Raw genomic sequence first — 18,107 nt, 5'->3', positions numbered from 1 at the left:
ATTGCCGATTGCCGTCGGGTTGCTGGAGTGTGTAATCCGGTTCGCAGCAACACTTTGCGGGATGGCGGAAGAGGCGCGAGGACGCATTCGTGTGTATTTCCTTCCTTTTTTACCCACTGCTGATGCCAGCGCGCGAATCTCCACCTAACATGCCAGGAATGCGCCATGATCGCCTGCCCGACGGATTCGGGGTGCGGATCGATCCACGGGTACGCGCATACTCTGGTGGTCGTGTGCTGATCGGCGGTTCGCCCGCCCGGTTGCTGCGACTTGCCCCGGAGGCCGCCGAGATGATCGGCGACGGGTACCTGGAGGTGACCGACCCGAAGTCCGCTGTCGTTGCTCGACGGCTGCTCGACTCCGGTGTGGCCAATCCGCGTCCGCGGTTGCTGCCGTCACCGGACGAGGTCACCGTGGTCGTACCGCTACACAACAACCCCGATGGGCTGGCCAGACTGCTGGCGGCATTGCGCGGGCACACCGTCATCGTGGTCGACGACGGCTCCGATGTTCCCGTGCAGATCCCGTCGAACAAGGCGACGAGGTCTCGGGTCACCGTGCTGCGCCACGATCGCAAGCAGGGGCCCGCTGCCGCGCGCAATGCCGGATTGCGGGCGGCGGCAACCGACTTCGTCGCGTTCCTGGACTCCGATGTGGTGCCGCGCAGTGGGTGGCTCGAGGTGATGCTCGGGCACTTCAGCGATCCCGAGGTGGCCTTGGTCGCGCCGAGGATCGTCGCGCTCGATCCGGAGACCAATGCGCTGGCCAGGTACGAGCACACCCGTTCGTCGTTGGATCTGGGACGACGGGAGGCGGCGGTGCAGTCGCAGGGGTCGGTCACCTATGTGCCGAGCGCGGCGCTGTTGGTTCGGCGTCGCGCGCTGATGGCTGAGGAGGGGTTCGACGAATCCATGCAGGTCGCGGAGGATGTCGACCTGTGCTGGCGACTCGAGCGCGCGGGCTGGCGGTTGCGCTATGAACCCGCGGCGCATGTCGCCCACGACCATCGTGTCGCCTTCGGATCGTGGTTCGGACGAAAGCTGTTCTACGGCACGGGTGCCGCCGCGCTGAGTGAGCGTCACCCCGGTGCGGTGCCGCCGTTGTCGGTGCCCTCGTGGACGGTGTTGGCGGTGGTTCTGTTCGGGACCTGCACCAAGTGGGGTCTGCTGGGTGGGCTGCTCACCATGGGCACCGCGTTGACTCGACTACGTCGGGTATTCGGGGGACTGGACAATCCGACCAGGATCGCGGCCATCTATCTGGCGCGCGGGTTCTTCGCCGGCTTGTGGCGGTTGTCCTCGGCGATGTGTCGGCACTATTGGCCGGTGACGTTGATCGCGATGCTCGCCTCGCGGCGGGTCCGACGGATCGCGCTCACCATGGCCGCCGCCGACGGTCTCGCCGACTGGTTCACCCACCGCGATTCCGGCGGCTTGGACCCTGTGCGCTATGTGGCCTACAAGCGGCTCGATGACATCGCCTACGGGACCGGCCTGTGGCTCGGTGCTTTTCGGGCGCGCAGTCTGGCCTCGTTGAAGCCCACCATGCCGATGCGGTAGCGCGGGACCGGATGACGCGCACGCTGATCGTCGGTGCGGGCAGCGCCGGGTGTGTGCTCGCCGCGCGACTGAGCGAGGACGCCGAGCACGAGGTGGTGGTGCTGGAGGCGGGGCCGGTGTGGTCAGGGCGCGCGCGGATTCCTGCGCCACTGCTCGACGCGACCGGTTTACCCGTCGAGTCGCGATCACCGTGGAACCGGCAGTACGCGACAACCTTGGCCGAGGTAGCTGGTGGCGAGGTAGCCGATGGCGCGGAAGTGGATGCCGAGCGTGCCACCGAGGCGGTCCGAGGCGTTGTCGGCGGCTTGGTGCGCGGCAGCGTGCTCGGCGGATCCGGCGCGATCAACGGGGGCTATTTCGTTCGGGCGACCGAGTCCGATCACGCCGCGTGGCGTGCGGAACTCGGTGGTAGCCCGACCTGGTCGTGGCATTCGGTGCTGCCGCATTATCGCCGTGTCGAGCGGGATCTGGACTTCGGTGACCGGAGCTGGCACGGCGGTGACGGCCCGATCCCGGTGCGGCGCACGGCGAATCCGGTCGCGCTCAGCGGCGCGTTCGCCTCGGCCTGCGTGGCGCTCGGTTTCCCCGAGGTGGCGGATCTGAATCCGGCGTCAGGCCACGGGGTGAGCGAGGGTGTCGGGCCGGTGCCGTGCAATGTGGTCGACGATGTGCGGGTGAGCACCGCGCTCAGTCACCTGTTGCCCGCGATGTCGCGACCGAATCTGACGGTGGCCGGTGCGACTTCGGTGACGCGCGTTCGGTTCGCGGGTACTCGCGCGGTCGGGGTGGATTTCGAGCGTGCCGGGCATACCGGGACAGCGTTCGCGGATCGGGTGGTGGTGTGTGCCGGTGCGGTGGAGTCCGCGGCTCTGCTGTTGCGCTCAGGGGTGGGCCCGGTCGCGCAGTTGCGCGCGTTGGGGATCGCGGTGGTGTGCTCGGCGCAGGTGGGTGTCGGATTCACCGATCATCCCGAGATCGGGATCGACTATCGGCTGGCGGGGCCGATGCAGCGCAGCGTGGTGCTCGAGTATGTGCTCGAACGCGACGACGTCGAATTCCGTCCGTACACGGTGTCGTTCGCGCCGGGTCTGCGGCGTCTGGGCGTCGGGCTGATGCGTCCTGAGTCGACGGGGATGCTGCGTTTGCGGTCGGCGGATCCCGCGGTGGCGCCGGTTCTCGAGCATCGATATCTCGCGGATGAGGGTGATCGTGGCCGGTTGCGTTCGGCCGTTGGCCTCGCGCGCGGGGTGGTGGACGCGATGGCGGGGTCGTGGGCAAGCGACCCGGTTCCCGTGCGATCGAGCGCGGCCGATCGGTGGTTGCGTGCGAATTTATCCACGTCCCAGCATTTGTCGGGGACTTGCCGGATGGGAACCGAGGATGACGAGCGCGCGGTGGTGGACGAATACTGTCGTGTGCGTGGAATATCCGGATTGTCCATTGTCGACGGGAGTATTTTTCCGGTGCCATTGAGCCGAGGGCCTTTCGCGACGACGGTAATGGTCGCGGAGCGAGCCGCAGTCGGTGTGCGCGAACAGGGTTGGTAAGGCGCGACGGCATCCTCGTACCGATAGCAGTCCGAGGTGAATCGAGCGGAAGCTCACAACGTGGGTGCGCCGAGGTTCGTCGTCGGTATTCTCGGACCGAGCCGATGCGGCGGGACCGCCAGGTATCGAGAGTGAAGTGTGGCGTTTTTATTCATGGTGGGCATACTTGTCGGTGATGTAGGTCGCGCGTTTGCGCGCCGCGTGGTCGAGGACAGGTCATGACACCGGGGGGTTTGCTAGTGGCGGATACCGGCATCACGAATTATCCACCGTCGCAACGGTGTCCGAACTCGCCGCCGCGCGTGTCGGACTTCGCGCAGAATCCCACGGGTCAGGCACGGAGGTATCCAGCCGCCGAGTGCGGTGTGATGCATGATCGATATATGTTGTCGTGCAACAGCTTTGATCCAATTTTCGAGGTGGGATCCCGACGGTTCTGCCGTGATTACCGGTCCGGTTTCCGGTGGATTCTCGGGCACCGTCGTGACGACGCGAAATCAATCGGTGTCGAAGCGGCTGACAAAGTAGTGGTCAGCGGTACCCTGGGACCGGAGTGGCCGGGTTCGATCGCGAACGCGTTGCCACCACATGCTTCGCCGGTGCCGGACTCGGGGAAGGTCCGGCACCGGCGGGGATGCGCAGCACACTCGACTGGCGATCCCACTGCCGTGGAGCTGATTTCGCGCATTCCCCATTTTCCTGATCACCCGGCACTCGCCGCCGCCGTTCTCGTGCCGCGATACCGCCGAAATCTCTTGCGCCTCGGTCGAATACCCGTGCCGAACAGGCTTCGTCGCCGGGCGACGATTCGCACACCATGTCCCGACACCGGGCGGAAAACGAAAGTAGGAACAGCGCCATGACCAATCCCTTCGATGATGACAGCGCCAAGTTCTACGTGCTGGTCAATCGGGACGGCGAGCACTGTTTGTGGCCGATCTTCGGTGCTGTCCCCGGCGGCTGGACCGTCGCTTACGGTGCGGCCGACCGGAAATCGTGCCTGCACTACGTCGAGGTGCATTGGCAGGACATGCGGCCGACCTCGCTGATCGAAGAACGTTCCGGTCTGCGGGTCGCGACCGATTCGCCCGTGCTCAGCGCGGCGATCAGCAGCCCGACCGTGCCGGGACGGGTGGCGGATACCGCGGTGCCCAGCGAGGCCGAGGCCTGAGCGGCTATACGCCGAACAGTACCTGGCGCATCAGCCAGCGCACCCGTTCCTGTGAAGCCGTCGGACGATTGCCGAAGGCGCGTCCCAGATCCACCACCATGGCGAAGGCGGCGTGGATATGAATACGCGCCTGTACGGGCGACAGTTCCGGGCGCACCTCGCGTAACAGCCTCGCCCATTCTTCGACACTGAGTCGCTGGATATTGCGCAGCACGGTCCGTTCGTCGACCGGAACATGTTGGAACTCCGTGTAATACACGAAGCTGAGCGCGCGCTCGGCGAACGACCGCGCGACATAGTGTTCGATCAGTGTGGTCAGCGTGACCTCGGCGTCGGTCGAGTCGGCGACGGCCGCGCGAATCGCGCCGGAGACCATCTCGGCGCCACGCCGGAACGCCGCGGCGAGTAGATCGCTCTTGCCGCGATAAAACCGGTAGACCGCCGACGCGGCGGAAAGCCCTGCGGCCGTTGCGATGTCGTCCATGCTGACGTTCGGATAACCGTGTTCATGGAACAACTCCGCCGATTTGTGCAGTAAAAGTTCGTGTTTGAACGAGTCGGGAATCTCGACCGACGCCACCGTCGCCTCGTCGGGGCGCGGATCGGGAAGTTCGGCGGTGACAATCGCCGCGCAGGCCGCATTGAGTAGTGCGGCAAGCGATTTGGTGGGGAGCGTGGCGCGGTGGTCGGCGATACTGGTGACCACACTGAGCACCGAGGCGCGCAGCACCCGTAGGTCGGCGCGCGACAGCTCGGGGCGGATATCGCCGAGGTGGGTTTCGAGTGCGACGGTGAGCGTTTTCTGCTCGTCGATCAGCGTGGCCAGGTCGGCGGGGTCGAGGTAGCGCACTTCCCAGCGCACCAGGGTGAGGGTGGCGCGGTTGTCGATCGCGGTCGCGATGAGCGTGTCGAGGATGTGCCACAGTCGCTGTCGCGGTGACCAATTCTGCGCCGCCTCCGGCAGGTGCGCCGAGGCCGACATCGCCGTGCCCACCCGCAGCAGTTCTTCCCGAAACAGCGAGTATTTGCTGGGATAATGGCGATACAGTGCCGCCGAACTGATGCCGAGCTCGGCGGCGATGCCCTCCATGCTCACGCCGTGATAGCCGTGTGAACCGAACGCGGCGGCCGAGGCGGCGGCGATCTGCGCGCGCCGGTTCTTCGGTCTGCGCCGGACCTCCCGTGGTGCCGACTCGCCGCTGGTCGCACTACGCGCCGGATGGCGATTGTCGACAGTCATGCCTGTCATGGTAACGATCAGGACTCGGTGGTGGGTCCCGGCTGGTCACCATCGCGGGGTCAGCGCAGCCGGGTGACGGTGATCGGAGCCTTTCCGCGCGGCACCGTGGTGATGTTTCTGGTGCGTGGGGTCTCCGCTCCAGTCCCCTCCGGCAGTGAAAGGCTGTGGCGGACAAGTATTTCCCTGAGCACCGCGGTGCCCTCCATCAGCGAGAAACCGGCGCCGATGCACCGGCGAACCCCGCCACCGAACGGCAGCCAGGTATTCGGTGCCACCGCGCCGTCGAGAAAGCGCTCGGGGCGGAAGGCGGCCACATCGTCGTAGTTGCCGTCGCGGTGGTGGGCGAGCACGATCGAGGTGTTGACCACCGTGCCAGCGGGTAACGACCACCCACCGATCGTCATGTCCCTGGTCAGTTTGCGGTTGGTGCCGTTGATCACGGTGTGCAGCCGCATCCCCTCCTTGAGCACCGCCTCGAGGAACTTCTCGTCGCCGCGTTCGGCGGCCGCGGCGGCGGCGCGGTGGATCTCGGGGTGCGCGGCAAGCTCGTGCAGCGTCCACGCCAGCGCCGACGCGGTGGTCTCGTGCCCGGCGAGCAACAGTGTGATCAGTTGGTCGCGCAGCTCGGCGTCGGTGAGCGCTTGATCGGCGTCGGTCGCGCCGACCTGCAACAACTTGGACAGGACGTCGGTGCGTTCGGCGAGGTCGGGTGCGACTCTGCGAGCGGCGATCTCGCTGTAGAGCAGATCGTCGACGGCGGTCAGATTGTCGGCGAAGCGTTTCCACGGTCCGAACCTGCGCAGCCGCGCGTTGCGTGCGCCGAGGAACACCAGCGGGTTGAGCTGCACGATGCGGCGCAACCCCGGTGCGAGCCGGTCATAGGTGTGCGCGTCGGTGACACCGAAGACCACCCGCACGATCACCTCGAGGGTGAGCGCGTTCATCCGGTCGAGGGTGGTCACCGTGGCGGCGTCGGGCCAGCGCTCGGCCTCGGCGGCAGCGATCTCGGCGACCAGCGCGCGATAACCGCGCAGCGCTTGGCCGTTGAACGCGGGCATCAGCAGTCGCCGCGCCCGCGCGTGGGTGTCCTCGTCGGTCAGCAGCAGCGAGTGCCGACCCATGACATCGCCGAGGATCTGGTTGCCTTCGCCCGCGTGCAGGTCCCGCGGGTCGCCAGCGAAGATCTCCTTGATGTCCTCGGGTCGGGAGAACACCACCGAATAATCGGAGAACGGCGGAATGCGCAGCGCGAACACCTCGCCGTGGCGCGCGGCCTGCGCGGTGAGGAACTTCACCCGATCCCGTTGGAACAGCACGGTTTGCAGCAGCGCGGGCAACCGCGAACCCGGCGGCGTCCGCGTGACCTCGTCCGTAGTTCGGCCGTGCGCTCGAATGTCTCGAATGGCCATGGCCACCTCCACCGTGTCTCGACATGTTCGTTCACCACGCTAAGAGAATCGGCTGCTGCGGTCTATGCCGACGGTGTGGCCAGTTTGTGCTATCTCGTGCCAACGCCCGGCTCGGCGGGGCGGATCGTGCGGTACCAATCGAGCAGATCGGGGTTGTCGACCGCGCTGCGTTCCACGATCCCTTCGGGGTCGTGACCCTGGAACAGTTTCTTGATGGGTACCTCGAGTTTCTTGCCGGTGCGGGTGTGCGGAATGCCTGGGGCGAGCAGGATTTCGTCGGGGACGTGGCGGGGGGAGACCTCGGTGCGGATGGCGGTGGCGATCCGGCGGGTCAGGTCGTCGGAGAGCGTCTGCCCCGGTGCGAGTACCAGAAACAGTGGCATCCAGTAGCCACCGTCGGGTTGTTCGGCGCCGATGACGAGGGCCTCCGCGACCTCGGGGAACGCTTCGACGCACTGGTATATGTCGGCGCTGCCCATGCGGATGCCGTGGCGGTTGAGGGTGGAGTCGGAACGGCCGTGCACCACGACACTGTCGCGGTCGGTGATGGTGATCCAGTCGCCGTGGCGCCAAATCCCGGGGTAGGTGTCGAAATAGGCGTCGTGGTAACGCTTTCCGTCGGTATCACCCCAGAAGCCGATCGGCATGGACGGCATCGGCCTGGTGATCACCAGCTCGCCGACCTCGTCGCGCACCGGGCGACCCTCGGGGTCGAACGCCTCCATCGCCGTACCGAGATAGCGTGCCGAGAGTTCACCCGGCCACACCGGGACGGTGCGCGCACCGCCGACGAAAGCGGAGACCACGTCGGTGCCGCCGCTGAGCGAGGCGACGGGGACGCGATCGCCCGCGTTCTCGTTCAACCACACCGACGACGCGGCGGGCAGCGCGGAGCCGCTGATTCCCACGACGCGCAGCGCCGACAGATCGTGCTCGTCCTTGGGGACCGCACCGGCCTTGATGCAGGCCAGCACATAGCCGGGGCTGGTGCCGAGCGCGGTCGCGCGCACCTGGGCGGTGATGCGCCACAACGCGTCCGGGCCGGGGTAGGTGGGGCTGCCGTCGTAGCAGACGATGGTCGAGCCGCCGAGCAGGCCGCCGACCAGGAAATTCCACATCATCCAGCTCGGGCTGGTGTACCAGAAGAAGGTGTCGTCGGGGCCGAGATCGTTCTGCAACCCCACGGCTTTGAGATGTTCGAGCAGAACACCGCCGTGGCCGTGCATGATGCCCTTCGGCAGGCCAGTGGTGCCGGAGGAGAACACGATCCACAGCGGGTGCTCGAATTCGACCGGCTCCGTGCGTAATACGGCCGTCGAATGCGCGGTGATCGCCTCCTGCCACGGCGTGGTGCCGGGTACCTCCAGTCCGAGCTGCGAGACGGTGAAGGTGGCACGCACCGAGTCGAGTCCCGCGCGCAACGCGGCGATATCGGCGCGCTTGTCGTGCTCCTTGCCGCCGTATCGGTAGCCGTCGGCGGTGACGAGCACGGTGGGTTCGAGCTGACCGAGTCGATCCAGGGCGGCCTTGGCCGAGTAGTCCTGGCCGCACGCACTCCAGACGGCGCCGATGCTCGCGGTGGCGAGGAACGCGATCACCGACTCGGCGATATTCGGCAGATACCCGGCCACCCGGTCGCCGCGGCGCACCCCGCTCGCACGCAGGGCCTGCGCGAACGCGGCCGTGCTGTCGAGCAATTCGGCCCAGGACACCTCGCGTACCCCGCCGTCCTCGGCGGCCTGCACGATGGCGGGCCGATCGGTGCGTGCGTGCCGCGCGACCTGGTCGACGTAGTTCAGCCGGATGCCGGGAAACCACCGCGCGCCGGGCATCGTCTCCTCGGCGAGCACCCCGTCGGGGGAGATGCCGCCGTCGGGCACGCCGTCGGCGATGTCGTCGAGGCGGAAGTAGTCCCAGACCGCGAGCCAGAAGCCGCGCAGATCCTCGACCGACCACTGCCACAACGCGTGGTAATCCGCCACGGCGGTGCCCGTGCGTCCCTCGACGTAGGTCGCGAAGTCGGTGATTCTGGCCTCGGCGATCTCGCGTGGGTTCGGCGCCCATTGTGGTTGCACCGGTGGTCCTCCTGACTATTGGCGATTGTTTACTTATCCGTGTTCGGCGCGGCGCACGATCTGTTCGGCGTGGCGCAGCAGCGGCCCGTCGACCATCCGACCCTCGAATGCGAAGACGCCGCGATGCTTGGGCACCTCGTCGAGTACCCTTCGCGCCCAATCGATCTCCCGGTCCGACGGTGCGTAGGCTGCGCGCAGGACCGGTACCTGACCTGGATGGATCGCCACCTTGGCGTCGAAGCCGACCGCTACCGCGTCCACGGCCTCGGCGCGCAGTCCGTCCAGATCGTGGATGTCGAGATACACCGAATCCAGCGCGAACCTGCCGTGTGCCTTGGCCGCGAGCAAGGCGGTGGAGCGCACGTGCCGCGCCACGTCCCGGTAGCCGCCCTCGGCGTTCCTACTCGAGGTGCCACCGAGCGCGGCGACCAGGTCTTCGGCGCCCCACATCACGCCGATGGCGTTGGGTGCGGTCACCGCCGTGCTCACCGTGAGCGCGCCGAGCGGAGATTCCACGAGCACGATCACCTCGAGCGCACCCAGTGCCGTAACCTGTTGCGCCGACTCGCATTTCGGTAACATCACCCGGCAGTAATCGGTGCGTGCGAGCGCGGCGAGGTCGAGCGCTTGGTCTTCGGTGTCCGCGGCGTTCACCCGGACCACGGTGGTCTCCGGGTCCAGGGGATGCTCGAGCAGAGCCGCGCGTGCGTCCACCTTGTCCGCGGCGGCCACGCCGTCCTCCAGGTCGAGGATCACCACATCCGCCGCAGCGGCGGCCTTGGCGTATCGCTCGGGTCGATCCGCCGGGCAGAACAACCAGGCGGGCCCCGGCATCGTCCAACTCATGATTCCTCCGGTCGTGTGCGCACCATCGTCTGACGTACCGCGGTCGCGACCACGTCACCGTGCTGATTGCGCGCCGTGTGCGCGAAGGTGACGATGCCGGTGCCGGGGCGGCTTGCCGATTTCCGTTTCGCGGTGACCACCGTTTCGGCGTACATGGTGTCGCCGTGGAACAGCGGTTTCGGGAAGGTGACCTCCTCGAAGCCGAGGTTGGCCAGGATCGTGCCCTGGGTGAGCTGGGCGACCGAGAGCCCGATCAGCGTCGACAGGGTGAACATCGAATTCACCAGGCGCTGATGGAACGGCGCCAACTGCTCGCTGGCCGCCGCGTCCAGGTGCAGCGCCTGGGTATTCATCGTCAGCGTGGTGAACAGGACGTTGTCGGCCTCGGTGATGGTGCGGCCCGGTCGGTGCTCGTAGACCACGTCGGGGTCGAACTCCTCGAACCACAACCCGCGCTGCACGACGGCCCGCCGGGTGGGTGCCGGTGTGTCGCTCATAAACCCAACTCCCGTCCGATCAGCATCAGCTGAACCTCCGTGGTGCCCTCGCCGACCTCCAGGATCTTGCTGTCGCGGTAGTGGCGCGCCACGGTGTACTCGTTCATGAACCCGTAGCCGCCGAAGACCTGCGTGGCGTCCCTGGCATTGTCCATCGCCGCCTCGCTGGCGACCAGCTTCGCGATCGCGGCCTGCTTCTTGAAGGGCTTGCCCGCGAGCATCAGCGCAGCGGCGTCGTAGTAGGTGGCGCGGGCGGCCTGCGCGCGCGCCTCCATGCGGGCGATCTTGAACGCGATGGCCTGATTACGGCCGATCGTGCGGCCGAATGCCTCGCGCTCACCGGCGTAGCGCACGCTCTCGTCGACGCAGCCCTGCGCGGCGCCGACCGAGAGCGCGGCGATCGCGATGCGACCCTCGTCGAGAATCCGCAGGAAGTTGGCGTACCCGCGGCCGCGTTCGCCGAGCAGGTTCTCCTCGGGCACCCGCACGTCGGTGAAGCTGAGTGGATGGGTGTCGGAGGCGTTCCAGCCGACCTTGTTGTAGGCGGGCTCGGCGACGAATCCTTCGGTATCGGCCGGAACGAGGATCGTGGAGATCTCCTTCTTGCCGCCGGAGGCACCGGTTACCGCGGTCACCGTCACCAGTTCGGTGATGTCGGTGCCGGAGTTGGTGATGAATTGCTTGCTGCCGTTGATGATCCACGATCCCCCGTCGGCGACGGCGGTTGTGCGGGTGCCTCCCGCGTCGCTGCCCGCGCCGGGTTCGGTGAGACCGAAGGCGGCCAGCGATCGCCCACTGGTCAAGCGCGGCAGCCATTCCTGACGCTGCTTGTCGTTGCCGAAGCGGTATACCGGCATGGCGCCGAGTGAGACGCCTGCCTCCAGGGTGATCGCCACACTCTGGTCGACCTTGCCGAGTTCCTCCAGTGCGAGGCACAGCGCGAAGTAGTCGCCGCCCATGCCGCCGTACTCCTCGGGGAACGGCAGGCCGAACAGGCCCATCTCCGCCATGCCCGCCACCACCTCGTAGGGAAAGGTGTGGTTGGCATCGTGTTCCGCGGCGACGGGAGCGACGACGGTGCGCGCGAAATCGCGGACGGTCATGGCCAGGTCCCGGTACTCCTGCGGCAGGGTGCCGGTGGACAGGAAGTCGGTCATTGGGTGGGCCCCGTGGAAACCCCCGCCTTCAGGCGTGGGGAGGAATCGGGGTCAAGCATTTTTCTGATTCTCGACATAACGTTTCACTACCTCCAGGGTCGCGCCGCCGAGTGTGGCGACGAAGTACGAGTTGGTTCATAAAGTGGGCAGCCGGGATGTGAGCGACGGGAACTCCGCCCACAGCACACGCGGGGGCTGCCCTTGATCTGCTTGACCAGTCGGTGATCCCGAACTGTGGATCTATAGTCGAACGTATGGTCGAGGTTGTGCGTTACACCTACCGCTTGCGCCCCGGCGCGCAAGCGGTGCGCGCGCTCGAATCCGAATGGCGTCGTTGCCGGTTTTTGTGGAACGAAGCCGTCCACCGGCAGCGTTCCGGACAGAGACCGGTTTTCGGACAACTGTCGAAAATGCTCACCGAAGCTCGCGGTCGAACCGCATGGTTGCGTGCGGGTTCTCAGGTCGCGCAACAACAAACACTGCGTACCTACTCCCGGGCGCTCGACCACTCGTTCACGGTGAAAGGGCGCGGCTGCCCGGCCGTGAAGTCCCGCAAGAAGTCTCTGCCGTCCCTGGAGTACACGACGCGCGGATTCTCGATCAAGGCCGGTCGTCTGCGCCTGCCCGGTAAGGTCGTCGTGCCGATTGTGTGGTCGCGGGAGTTTCTCTCCGAGCCGACTTCGGTTCGCGTTTACCAGGATTCGCTCAGCCACTGGTACGCGTCGTTCGTGGTGCGCCGCGAGATCGGCACCAGTGTTCCTGCCGCGACCGGTGGTATCGGTATCGACTGGGGTGTGTCCACAACGGCCACCACCACCGACCCCTTGTATGACCTGCCCTACGGTGGGCATCGGAAACGGTGTGCGGCCGAATTGGCTCGCGCGCAACGGAAGATGGCACGCCGACGTCGTGCACGTGGGCAAGCTCCGAGTGCGGGCTACCAGTGTGCACGCCGACAGGCGGCGAAGATCTCCAAGAAGGCGGCCCGGCAGAACACGCACGCCGCCCGCGTGTGGGCGCGTCGTGTAGTCGCCGACCACCACACCCTTGCGGTCGAGGACTTCAAACCGAAGTTCCTGGCGAAATCCACGATGGCCAGGAAAGCGGCCGACGCCGCGATCGGTGCCGCGAAACGAGAGCTGATCGAGCGCGCTACGCGGGCGGGCCGGAAGGTGGTGCTGGTTGCGCCCGCCTATACGACGATGACCTGTTCGAGCTGTGGTGCGAGAGCCAAGCAGCGGCTCGAACTGGATGTGCGTGTCTTCGAGTGTGCCGAGTGTGGCCACACCGAGGACCGAGATCGTAACGCTGCCAGAGTGATTTTGGCGGCCACGGTAGAACTCGACCGTGTCAGTGTTGACGACGTAAGACATCGCTGGCCTCCCTCCGGGGCGGTTAGTGGCGCGGTCCGAGCTGGAAATCCCCCGGAATTATCCGCGGGGAAGGGTTAAGTCGAGAGTCCTTCTCGGGGGGTCGGTCGGCGGTTTTCGAGGTGTCGTCGGCGGGTGGTGTTTCGGCGAGCACACGGACCAGCGGTTGGTCGAGTCGAACCTGGGCGCCCTGGCGCACGAGCAGTTCGACGACACCCGCGAACGGCGCGGTGAGCGAATGCTCCATCTTCATCGCCTCCACCACGGCCACCACGGCGCCCGCTGCGACGACCGTGCTGTCTGCCGCGGGCAGTGCGATGACCGAACCCGGCATGGGACTGCGGATTTCGGCGTCGCCGAGGTGTTCGGACGCGCGCAGGGTGTTTACCTCGCGCAGTTCGCGCAGGGTGGCGATGCCACGAGGGCCCGCTACCCACAGTTGGCCTTCGGATTCGAGCACCAGGTACCGCCGAAGAACGCCGTCGAGCGTGAGGTTCAGGGCCTGACCCTCGAAAGACGCACGGACGGTGTGATTTTCGCCGTCAGCGAGGCGCACGATCGCGTCGTCGGGGGTGCCGGTCGAGTACACGTGCTCGATCCGATCTCCTGCGGCCAGACGGAGCACGGTGGGTGCCGGTGCGCCGACACGCCACCCGGACGGGACATCCCACGGTCCTTGCCGCGGTCGCGACCAATTGCGCAGCCAACGGTAGGTGGCGGCGGCGAAGAATTCCGCCGCGTCGACGACGTGCGGAACGAAATCGGTGACGAGGCGGTCGAGTAATCCGGTGTCGAGGCGGCCTGCGGCGACATCCGTATCGGCAAGCAGAAACCGCAGAAAGTCGATATTGCTGCCGACACCGAGCAGTAGGGTGTCGGCCAGCGCCCGATCGAGTTTCGCGAGTGCGGCGTCGCGATCGTCCGCGTGCGCGATGATCTTCGACAGCATCGGGTCGTAGTCGCTACCGACGACGGTGCCGACGAGCAGACCCGAATCCACGCGTACACCTTCGCCTTCCGGCTCCGACAGGGCTGCCACGGTGCCACCGGTGGGCAGGAACCCCGTGCCGGGGTCCTCGGCATACACCCTGGCCTCGATGGCGTGCCCGACCATGCGAATGTCGTCTTGGTCCAGCGTCAGCTTCTGCCCCGCGGCCACCCGAACCTGGGCTTGCACCAGGTCGATTCCGGTCACCAGTTCGGTCACCGGGTGTTCCACCTGCAATCGGGTATTCATCTCCATGAAGAAGAATTCCGTCGGCCGGTCGGCGGAGACGATGAACTCGACGGTGCCGACGCCCACGTAGTCGACGCTGCGCGCGGTGTCGCAGGCCGCTGTGCCGATGCGCTGCCGGGTCGCCGCGTCCAACAGCGGCGACGGCGCCTCCTCGATCACCTTCTGGTGCCGTCGCTGCAAGCTGCACTCGCGTTCGCCGAGGTGGATGACATTGCCGAAGCCGTCGGCGAGGACCTGTACCTCGATGTGGCGCGGCCTGCTGACGAAGCGCTCGAGAAACAGGGTGTCGTCGCCGAAGGACGCCGCGGCTTCGCGGCGGGCGCTGACGAGTGCGGCGGGCAGGTCGGCGGGATCGTCGACGCGGCGCATGCCCTTTCCGCCACCGCCCGCCGAGGGCTTCACCAGCACGGGGTAGCCGACTTCGGTGGCGGCCGTGATCAGTGCCGCGTCGGTGAGCCCTGGCTCGGCGAGGCCGGGGACGGTCGGCACGCCGAACGCCGCCACGGTCTTCTTGGCGGTGATCTTGTCGCCCATCACCTCGATCGCGCGGGCCGATGGGCCGAGGAACACGATGTTCGCCTCGGCCAATGCGGCGGCGAATCGCGCGTTCTCCGAAAGGAATCCGTAGCCGGGATGAACCGCCTGCGCCCCACTGCGTACTGCCGCGTCAACCACCTTGTCGATGGCGAGGTAGCTGTCCCTGGCCGGGGCGGGGCCGAGGCGCACGGCGGTGTCGGCCTCGCGCACATGCCTGGCCTCGGCGTCGGCGTCGCTGTACACCGCGACGGAACGAATTCCCATGGTGCGCAACGTGCGGATCACTCGTACCGCGATCTCGCCGCGATTGGCGACCAGGATCGTGTCGAACTCGGCAACCGTGCCTTGCGGTTTCGTCGTCATCGTCCTCACATCCGGAAAACGCCGTAGGAAACCGGCTCGAGCGGCGCTTGCGCGCACACTGAAAGGGCAAGGCCGAGCACGGTTCTGGTGTCGCGGGGGTCGATCACGCCGTCGTCCCACAGCCGCGCTGTCGAATAGTAGGGATTGCCTTGGCGCTCATATTGTTCGCGGATGGGGGCCTTGAACGCCTCCTCGTCGGCGGCGATCTCCTCCGGCGTGTGCGCTTGCGCCGCGAGCCGGTCACCGCGCACGGTGGACAGCACGGCGGCGGCCTGCTCGCCGCCCATCACCGAGATCCTGGCATTGGGCCACATCCACAGAAAGCGTGGCGAGTACGCCCGCCCGCACATCGAATAGTTGCCCGCGCCATACGAACCGCCGATCACCACCGTCAGCTTCGGCACCCGCGCGCAGGCCACCGCGGTGACCATTTTGGCGCCGTGTTTGGCGATGCCGCCCGCCTCGTAGTCGCGACCAACCATGAAGCCGGAGATGTTCTGCAGGAACAACAGGGGGATCTTGCGCTTGTCACACAATTCGATGAAATGCGCGCCCTTCATGGCGGATTCGCTGAACAGCACACCGTTGTTGGCGACGATGCCGACCGGGTGGCCGTGGATATGCGCGAACCCGGTCACCAGGGTCTTGCCGTACTCGGCCTTGAACTCGTGAAAACCGGTGTCGCCCTCCTGGTTTCCGTCGACCAAGCGGGTGATCACCTCGCGCACGTCGTACGGGGTTCGCGGGTCCACCGGGACCACGTCGTAGAGCTCGTCCTGCGCGGCGGCCGGTGCGATGGCCTCCCGCACCTGCCACGGGCTGTCGCGGCGCGGACCGAGCGTGCCGACGATGCGGCGCACGATCCGCAACGCGTCCAGGTCGTCGTCGGCCAGATGATCGGTGACGCCCGAGGTGCGCGAATGCAACGCGCCGCCGCCGAGTTCCTCCGCGGTGACCACCTCGCCGGTCGCCGCCTGGACCAGCGGCGGGCCACCGAGGAAGATCGTGCCCTGATCGCGGACGATCACCGCCTCGTCACTCATCGCGGGGACATACGCGCCGCCCGCCGTGCAGGAGCCGAGTACGGCCGCGATCTGCGCGATGCCCTTGGCGCTCATGGTCGCCTGGTTGTAGAAGATGCGGCCGAAGTGGTCGCGGTCGGGGAACACCTCGTCCTGACGCGGCAGGTAGGCACCGCCGGAATCGACGAGATACACGCACGGCAGCCCGTTCTGCTCGGCGATCTCCTGCGCGCGCAGATGCTTCTTCGCCGTCATCGGGTAGTAGGTGCCGCCCTTGACGGTCGCGTCGTTGGCCACGATCACGCATTCGCGACCGGATACCCGGCCGATGCCGGTGATGATGCCCGCACCGGGACATTCGTCGTCGTAGAGTCCGTTGGCCGCGAGGGGGGACAGTTCCAGGAAGGGGCTGCCTGGGTCGAGCAGGTGGTCGACGCGTTGGCGGGGGAGCAGCTTGCCGCGCGCCAGGTGGCGTTCGCGTGACTTGGCCGAGCCGCCGAGCGCCGTTGCGGTGAGCCTGGCGCGTAGGTCGTCGACCAGCGCGGTGTGCGCGTCACGATTGGTCACGACCTCTTCGATCACGGGCATATCGCCATCCTGTCGCTTGAGTTAGTCACCGATAACTGGAATTCAGGTTAATCTTGACTAACCGAGATGTCCAGAGATGGTGAGGTAAGCGCGGATGACAAGCACAGAGCCCGCCGCGGTAACCCGGCGTGGGCAGCTGAAGGCGCAGCGCCGCCAACAGTTGCTCGACGCGGGTGCTCGGCTCATCGCCGACCGAGGCTTCCTCGGCATGCGCCTCGACGACCTCGGCGCGGCCGTCGGGATCAGCGGCCCCGCCGTCTACCGGCATTTCCCCAACAAGGAGGCGTTGCTGGTCGAACTGCTCGTCGGAGTCAGTCGCAGGCTGCTCGACGGTGGAAAAGCGGTGGTGGCCAGCACCGCGTCCTCGGCGCAAGTCTTGCCCGGTCTGATCGATTTCCATCTGGATTTCGCCTTCGGTGAGCCGGAACTCATCCGCATCCAGGATCGCGACCTGGAGAACGTCCCCGCCGCCTCGCGCCGCGAAATTCGGCGCTGCCAGCGGCAATACGTGGAAGTGTGGGTCGGCGTGCTGCGCGAGGCGCACCCGGGTCTCGCCGAGGACGCCGCGCGCGTGCGGGCGCACGCCGTCTTCGGGTTGATCAACTCCACCCCGCACAGCGCGCCCGCCAAGACCGCAACGCACGCACGTCCGATCCTGCGCGATATGGCGTTGGCGGCGCTGCGCTGATCCGGGTCGACTGTGGTTCATCGGGCGCTCCAACCGCCGTCCATGGTGTACGACGCGCCGGTGACCATCCCCGCGTCGGTCGAGGTCAGCCAGCCGACCAGCGAGGCCACCTCGCTCGGTTCGACCAGGCGCTTGATCGCGCTCTCGGTCAACAGGATTCGCTCGAGCACCTGCTGCTCCGGAATGTCGTGCACCTTCGCCTGATCGGCGATCTGCTTGTCCACCAACGGTGTTCGCACATAGCCCGGATTGACGCAGTTGCTGGTGACGCCGTGCGGGCCGCCTTCGAGCGCGGTCACCTTGGACAGCCCCTCCAGCCCGTGCTTGGCCGTCACGTAGGCCACCTTGTAGGCGGAGGCGCGCAATCCGTGCACCGACGAGATGTTCACGATGCGGCCGAACCCCTGGCGATACATGTGTGGCAGTGCGGCGCGGGTCAGCAGGAACGGCGCCTCGACCATCAGGGTGAGCAGGTCGCGGAAATGTCGCGGCGCGAATTCCTCGATCGGGTTGACGCGCTGGATACCCGCGTTGTTCACCAGGATGTCGGTTTCCAACGCCAGCTGCTCGAGGTCGGCCACCGTCAAAAGGTCCACCGTCCAAGACTTTCCACCGAGTTCTTCGGCCAAGGCCGCCGCCCCATCGCCGTCGATGTCGGCGAGGGTGACCACGGCACCGCGCGCGGCCAGCTCGCGCGCGCACGCGGCGCCGATTCCGCTGGCACCACCGGTGATCAAGGCGCTACGTCCGGTCAGGTCGGTCATCGGGCGCACCTCGTGCTCCGGTGCGTGTCGTCGCCGT

The 18,107-nt window shown here is 66.8% G+C and carries 14 protein-coding genes and 1 pseudogene; 5 read left to right on the top strand and 10 right to left on the bottom strand.

Annotated elements, in window-relative coordinates:
* Nucleotides 1-158 precede the first annotated feature (158 nt).
* From mftF to ABEA50_RS30875, 3 genes are all read left to right on the top strand, one after another.
* Nucleotides 159-1,559: a mycofactocin biosynthesis glycosyltransferase MftF gene (mftF, locus tag ABEA50_RS03120; protein ID WP_345493455.1), complete on the top strand. Its 1,401-nt coding sequence runs from the start codon at nucleotides 159-161 to the stop codon at nucleotides 1,557-1,559.
* A gap of 11 nt (nucleotides 1,560-1,570) precedes the next feature.
* Complete coding sequence (mftG, locus tag ABEA50_RS03115; RefSeq protein WP_345493454.1) at nucleotides 1,571-3,106, top strand: mycofactocin dehydrogenase MftG; 1,536 nt, start codon at nucleotides 1,571-1,573, stop codon at nucleotides 3,104-3,106.
* A gap of 859 nt (nucleotides 3,107-3,965) precedes the next feature.
* On the top strand, nucleotides 3,966-4,277 hold the full coding sequence (locus tag ABEA50_RS30875) for an MbtH family protein (protein WP_425577516.1): 312 nt from the start codon (nucleotides 3,966-3,968) through the stop codon (nucleotides 4,275-4,277).
* A gap of 4 nt (nucleotides 4,278-4,281) precedes the next feature.
* Here ABEA50_RS30875 and ABEA50_RS03105 read toward each other — a convergent pair whose 3' ends face one another.
* The 7 genes and pseudogenes from ABEA50_RS03105 to ABEA50_RS03075 form a co-directional block, all read right to left on the bottom strand.
* Nucleotides 4,282-5,517 (bottom strand): TetR/AcrR family transcriptional regulator, encoded by a 1,236-nt coding sequence (locus tag ABEA50_RS03105; protein WP_345493453.1) that lies wholly within the window; start codon nucleotides 5,515-5,517, stop codon nucleotides 4,282-4,284.
* Nucleotides 5,518-5,576: 59 nt separating this feature from the next.
* Nucleotides 5,577-6,926, bottom strand: a complete 1,350-nt coding sequence (locus tag ABEA50_RS03100) for a cytochrome P450 (protein ID WP_345493452.1) — start codon at nucleotides 6,924-6,926, stop codon at nucleotides 5,577-5,579.
* Nucleotides 6,927-7,015: 89 nt separating this feature from the next.
* Nucleotides 7,016-9,001, bottom strand: a complete 1,986-nt coding sequence (locus ABEA50_RS03095) for an acetoacetate--CoA ligase (RefSeq protein ID WP_345493451.1) — start codon at nucleotides 8,999-9,001, stop codon at nucleotides 7,016-7,018.
* 33 nt (nucleotides 9,002-9,034) lie between these two features.
* Nucleotides 9,035-9,847 (bottom strand): HpcH/HpaI aldolase/citrate lyase family protein, encoded by an 813-nt coding sequence (locus ABEA50_RS03090; RefSeq protein ID WP_345493450.1) that lies wholly within the window; start codon nucleotides 9,845-9,847, stop codon nucleotides 9,035-9,037.
* Nucleotides 9,844-10,344: a MaoC family dehydratase gene (locus ABEA50_RS03085; RefSeq protein WP_345493449.1), complete on the bottom strand. Its 501-nt coding sequence runs from the start codon at nucleotides 10,342-10,344 to the stop codon at nucleotides 9,844-9,846. Before ABEA50_RS03085 ends, ABEA50_RS03090 begins: the two co-directional genes overlap by 4 nt.
* Complete coding sequence (locus tag ABEA50_RS03080) at nucleotides 10,341-11,501, bottom strand: acyl-CoA dehydrogenase family protein (RefSeq protein ID WP_345493448.1); 1,161 nt, start codon at nucleotides 11,499-11,501, stop codon at nucleotides 10,341-10,343. Before ABEA50_RS03080 ends, ABEA50_RS03085 begins: the two co-directional genes overlap by 4 nt.
* Nucleotides 11,502-11,552: 51 nt before the next feature.
* Nucleotides 11,553-11,745: pseudogene (locus ABEA50_RS03075) on the bottom strand (IS200/IS605 family transposase); the annotation flags it as partial.
* Nucleotides 11,746-11,755: 10 nt separating this feature from the next.
* Between ABEA50_RS03075 and ABEA50_RS03070 the strand changes: the two are divergent.
* Nucleotides 11,756-12,952: an RNA-guided endonuclease InsQ/TnpB family protein gene (locus ABEA50_RS03070; protein ID WP_345493447.1), complete on the top strand. Its 1,197-nt coding sequence runs from the start codon at nucleotides 11,756-11,758 to the stop codon at nucleotides 12,950-12,952.
* Here ABEA50_RS03070 and ABEA50_RS03065 read toward each other — a convergent pair.
* Together ABEA50_RS03065 and ABEA50_RS03060 are read right to left on the bottom strand one after the other, a co-directional pair.
* A complete protein-coding gene (locus tag ABEA50_RS03065; RefSeq protein ID WP_345493446.1) occupies nucleotides 12,897-15,008 on the bottom strand; it encodes an ATP-binding protein in 2,112 nt (703 codons plus the stop codon). The genes ABEA50_RS03070 and ABEA50_RS03065 overlap by 56 nt on opposite strands.
* Nucleotides 15,009-15,013: 5 nt before the next feature.
* Nucleotides 15,014-16,618, bottom strand: a complete 1,605-nt coding sequence (locus tag ABEA50_RS03060; RefSeq protein WP_345493445.1) for a carboxyl transferase domain-containing protein — start codon at nucleotides 16,616-16,618, stop codon at nucleotides 15,014-15,016.
* Between the two features lie 94 nt (nucleotides 16,619-16,712).
* On the opposite strand from ABEA50_RS03060, the gene ABEA50_RS03055 reads away from it, so the two are divergent.
* Nucleotides 16,713-17,306, top strand: coding sequence for an SACE_7040 family transcriptional regulator (locus ABEA50_RS03055; RefSeq protein WP_345493444.1), 594 nt, complete (start codon nucleotides 16,713-16,715; stop codon nucleotides 17,304-17,306).
* 17 nt (nucleotides 17,307-17,323) lie between these two features.
* On the opposite strand, the gene ABEA50_RS03050 is transcribed toward ABEA50_RS03055, so the two are convergent.
* Complete coding sequence (locus tag ABEA50_RS03050; RefSeq protein ID WP_345493443.1) at nucleotides 17,324-18,070, bottom strand: 3-hydroxybutyrate dehydrogenase; 747 nt, start codon at nucleotides 18,068-18,070, stop codon at nucleotides 17,324-17,326.
* Between the last annotated feature and the right edge of the window lie 37 nt (nucleotides 18,071-18,107).

Origin of the sequence: Nocardia callitridis (assembly GCF_039543305.1) — a bacterium.
GTDB classification, from domain to species: Bacteria; Actinomycetota; Actinomycetes; order Mycobacteriales; family Mycobacteriaceae; genus Nocardia; species Nocardia callitridis.
Note: the sequence above shows the minus strand (reverse complement) of the source record. Positions and strands in the feature narration are given on the sequence as shown.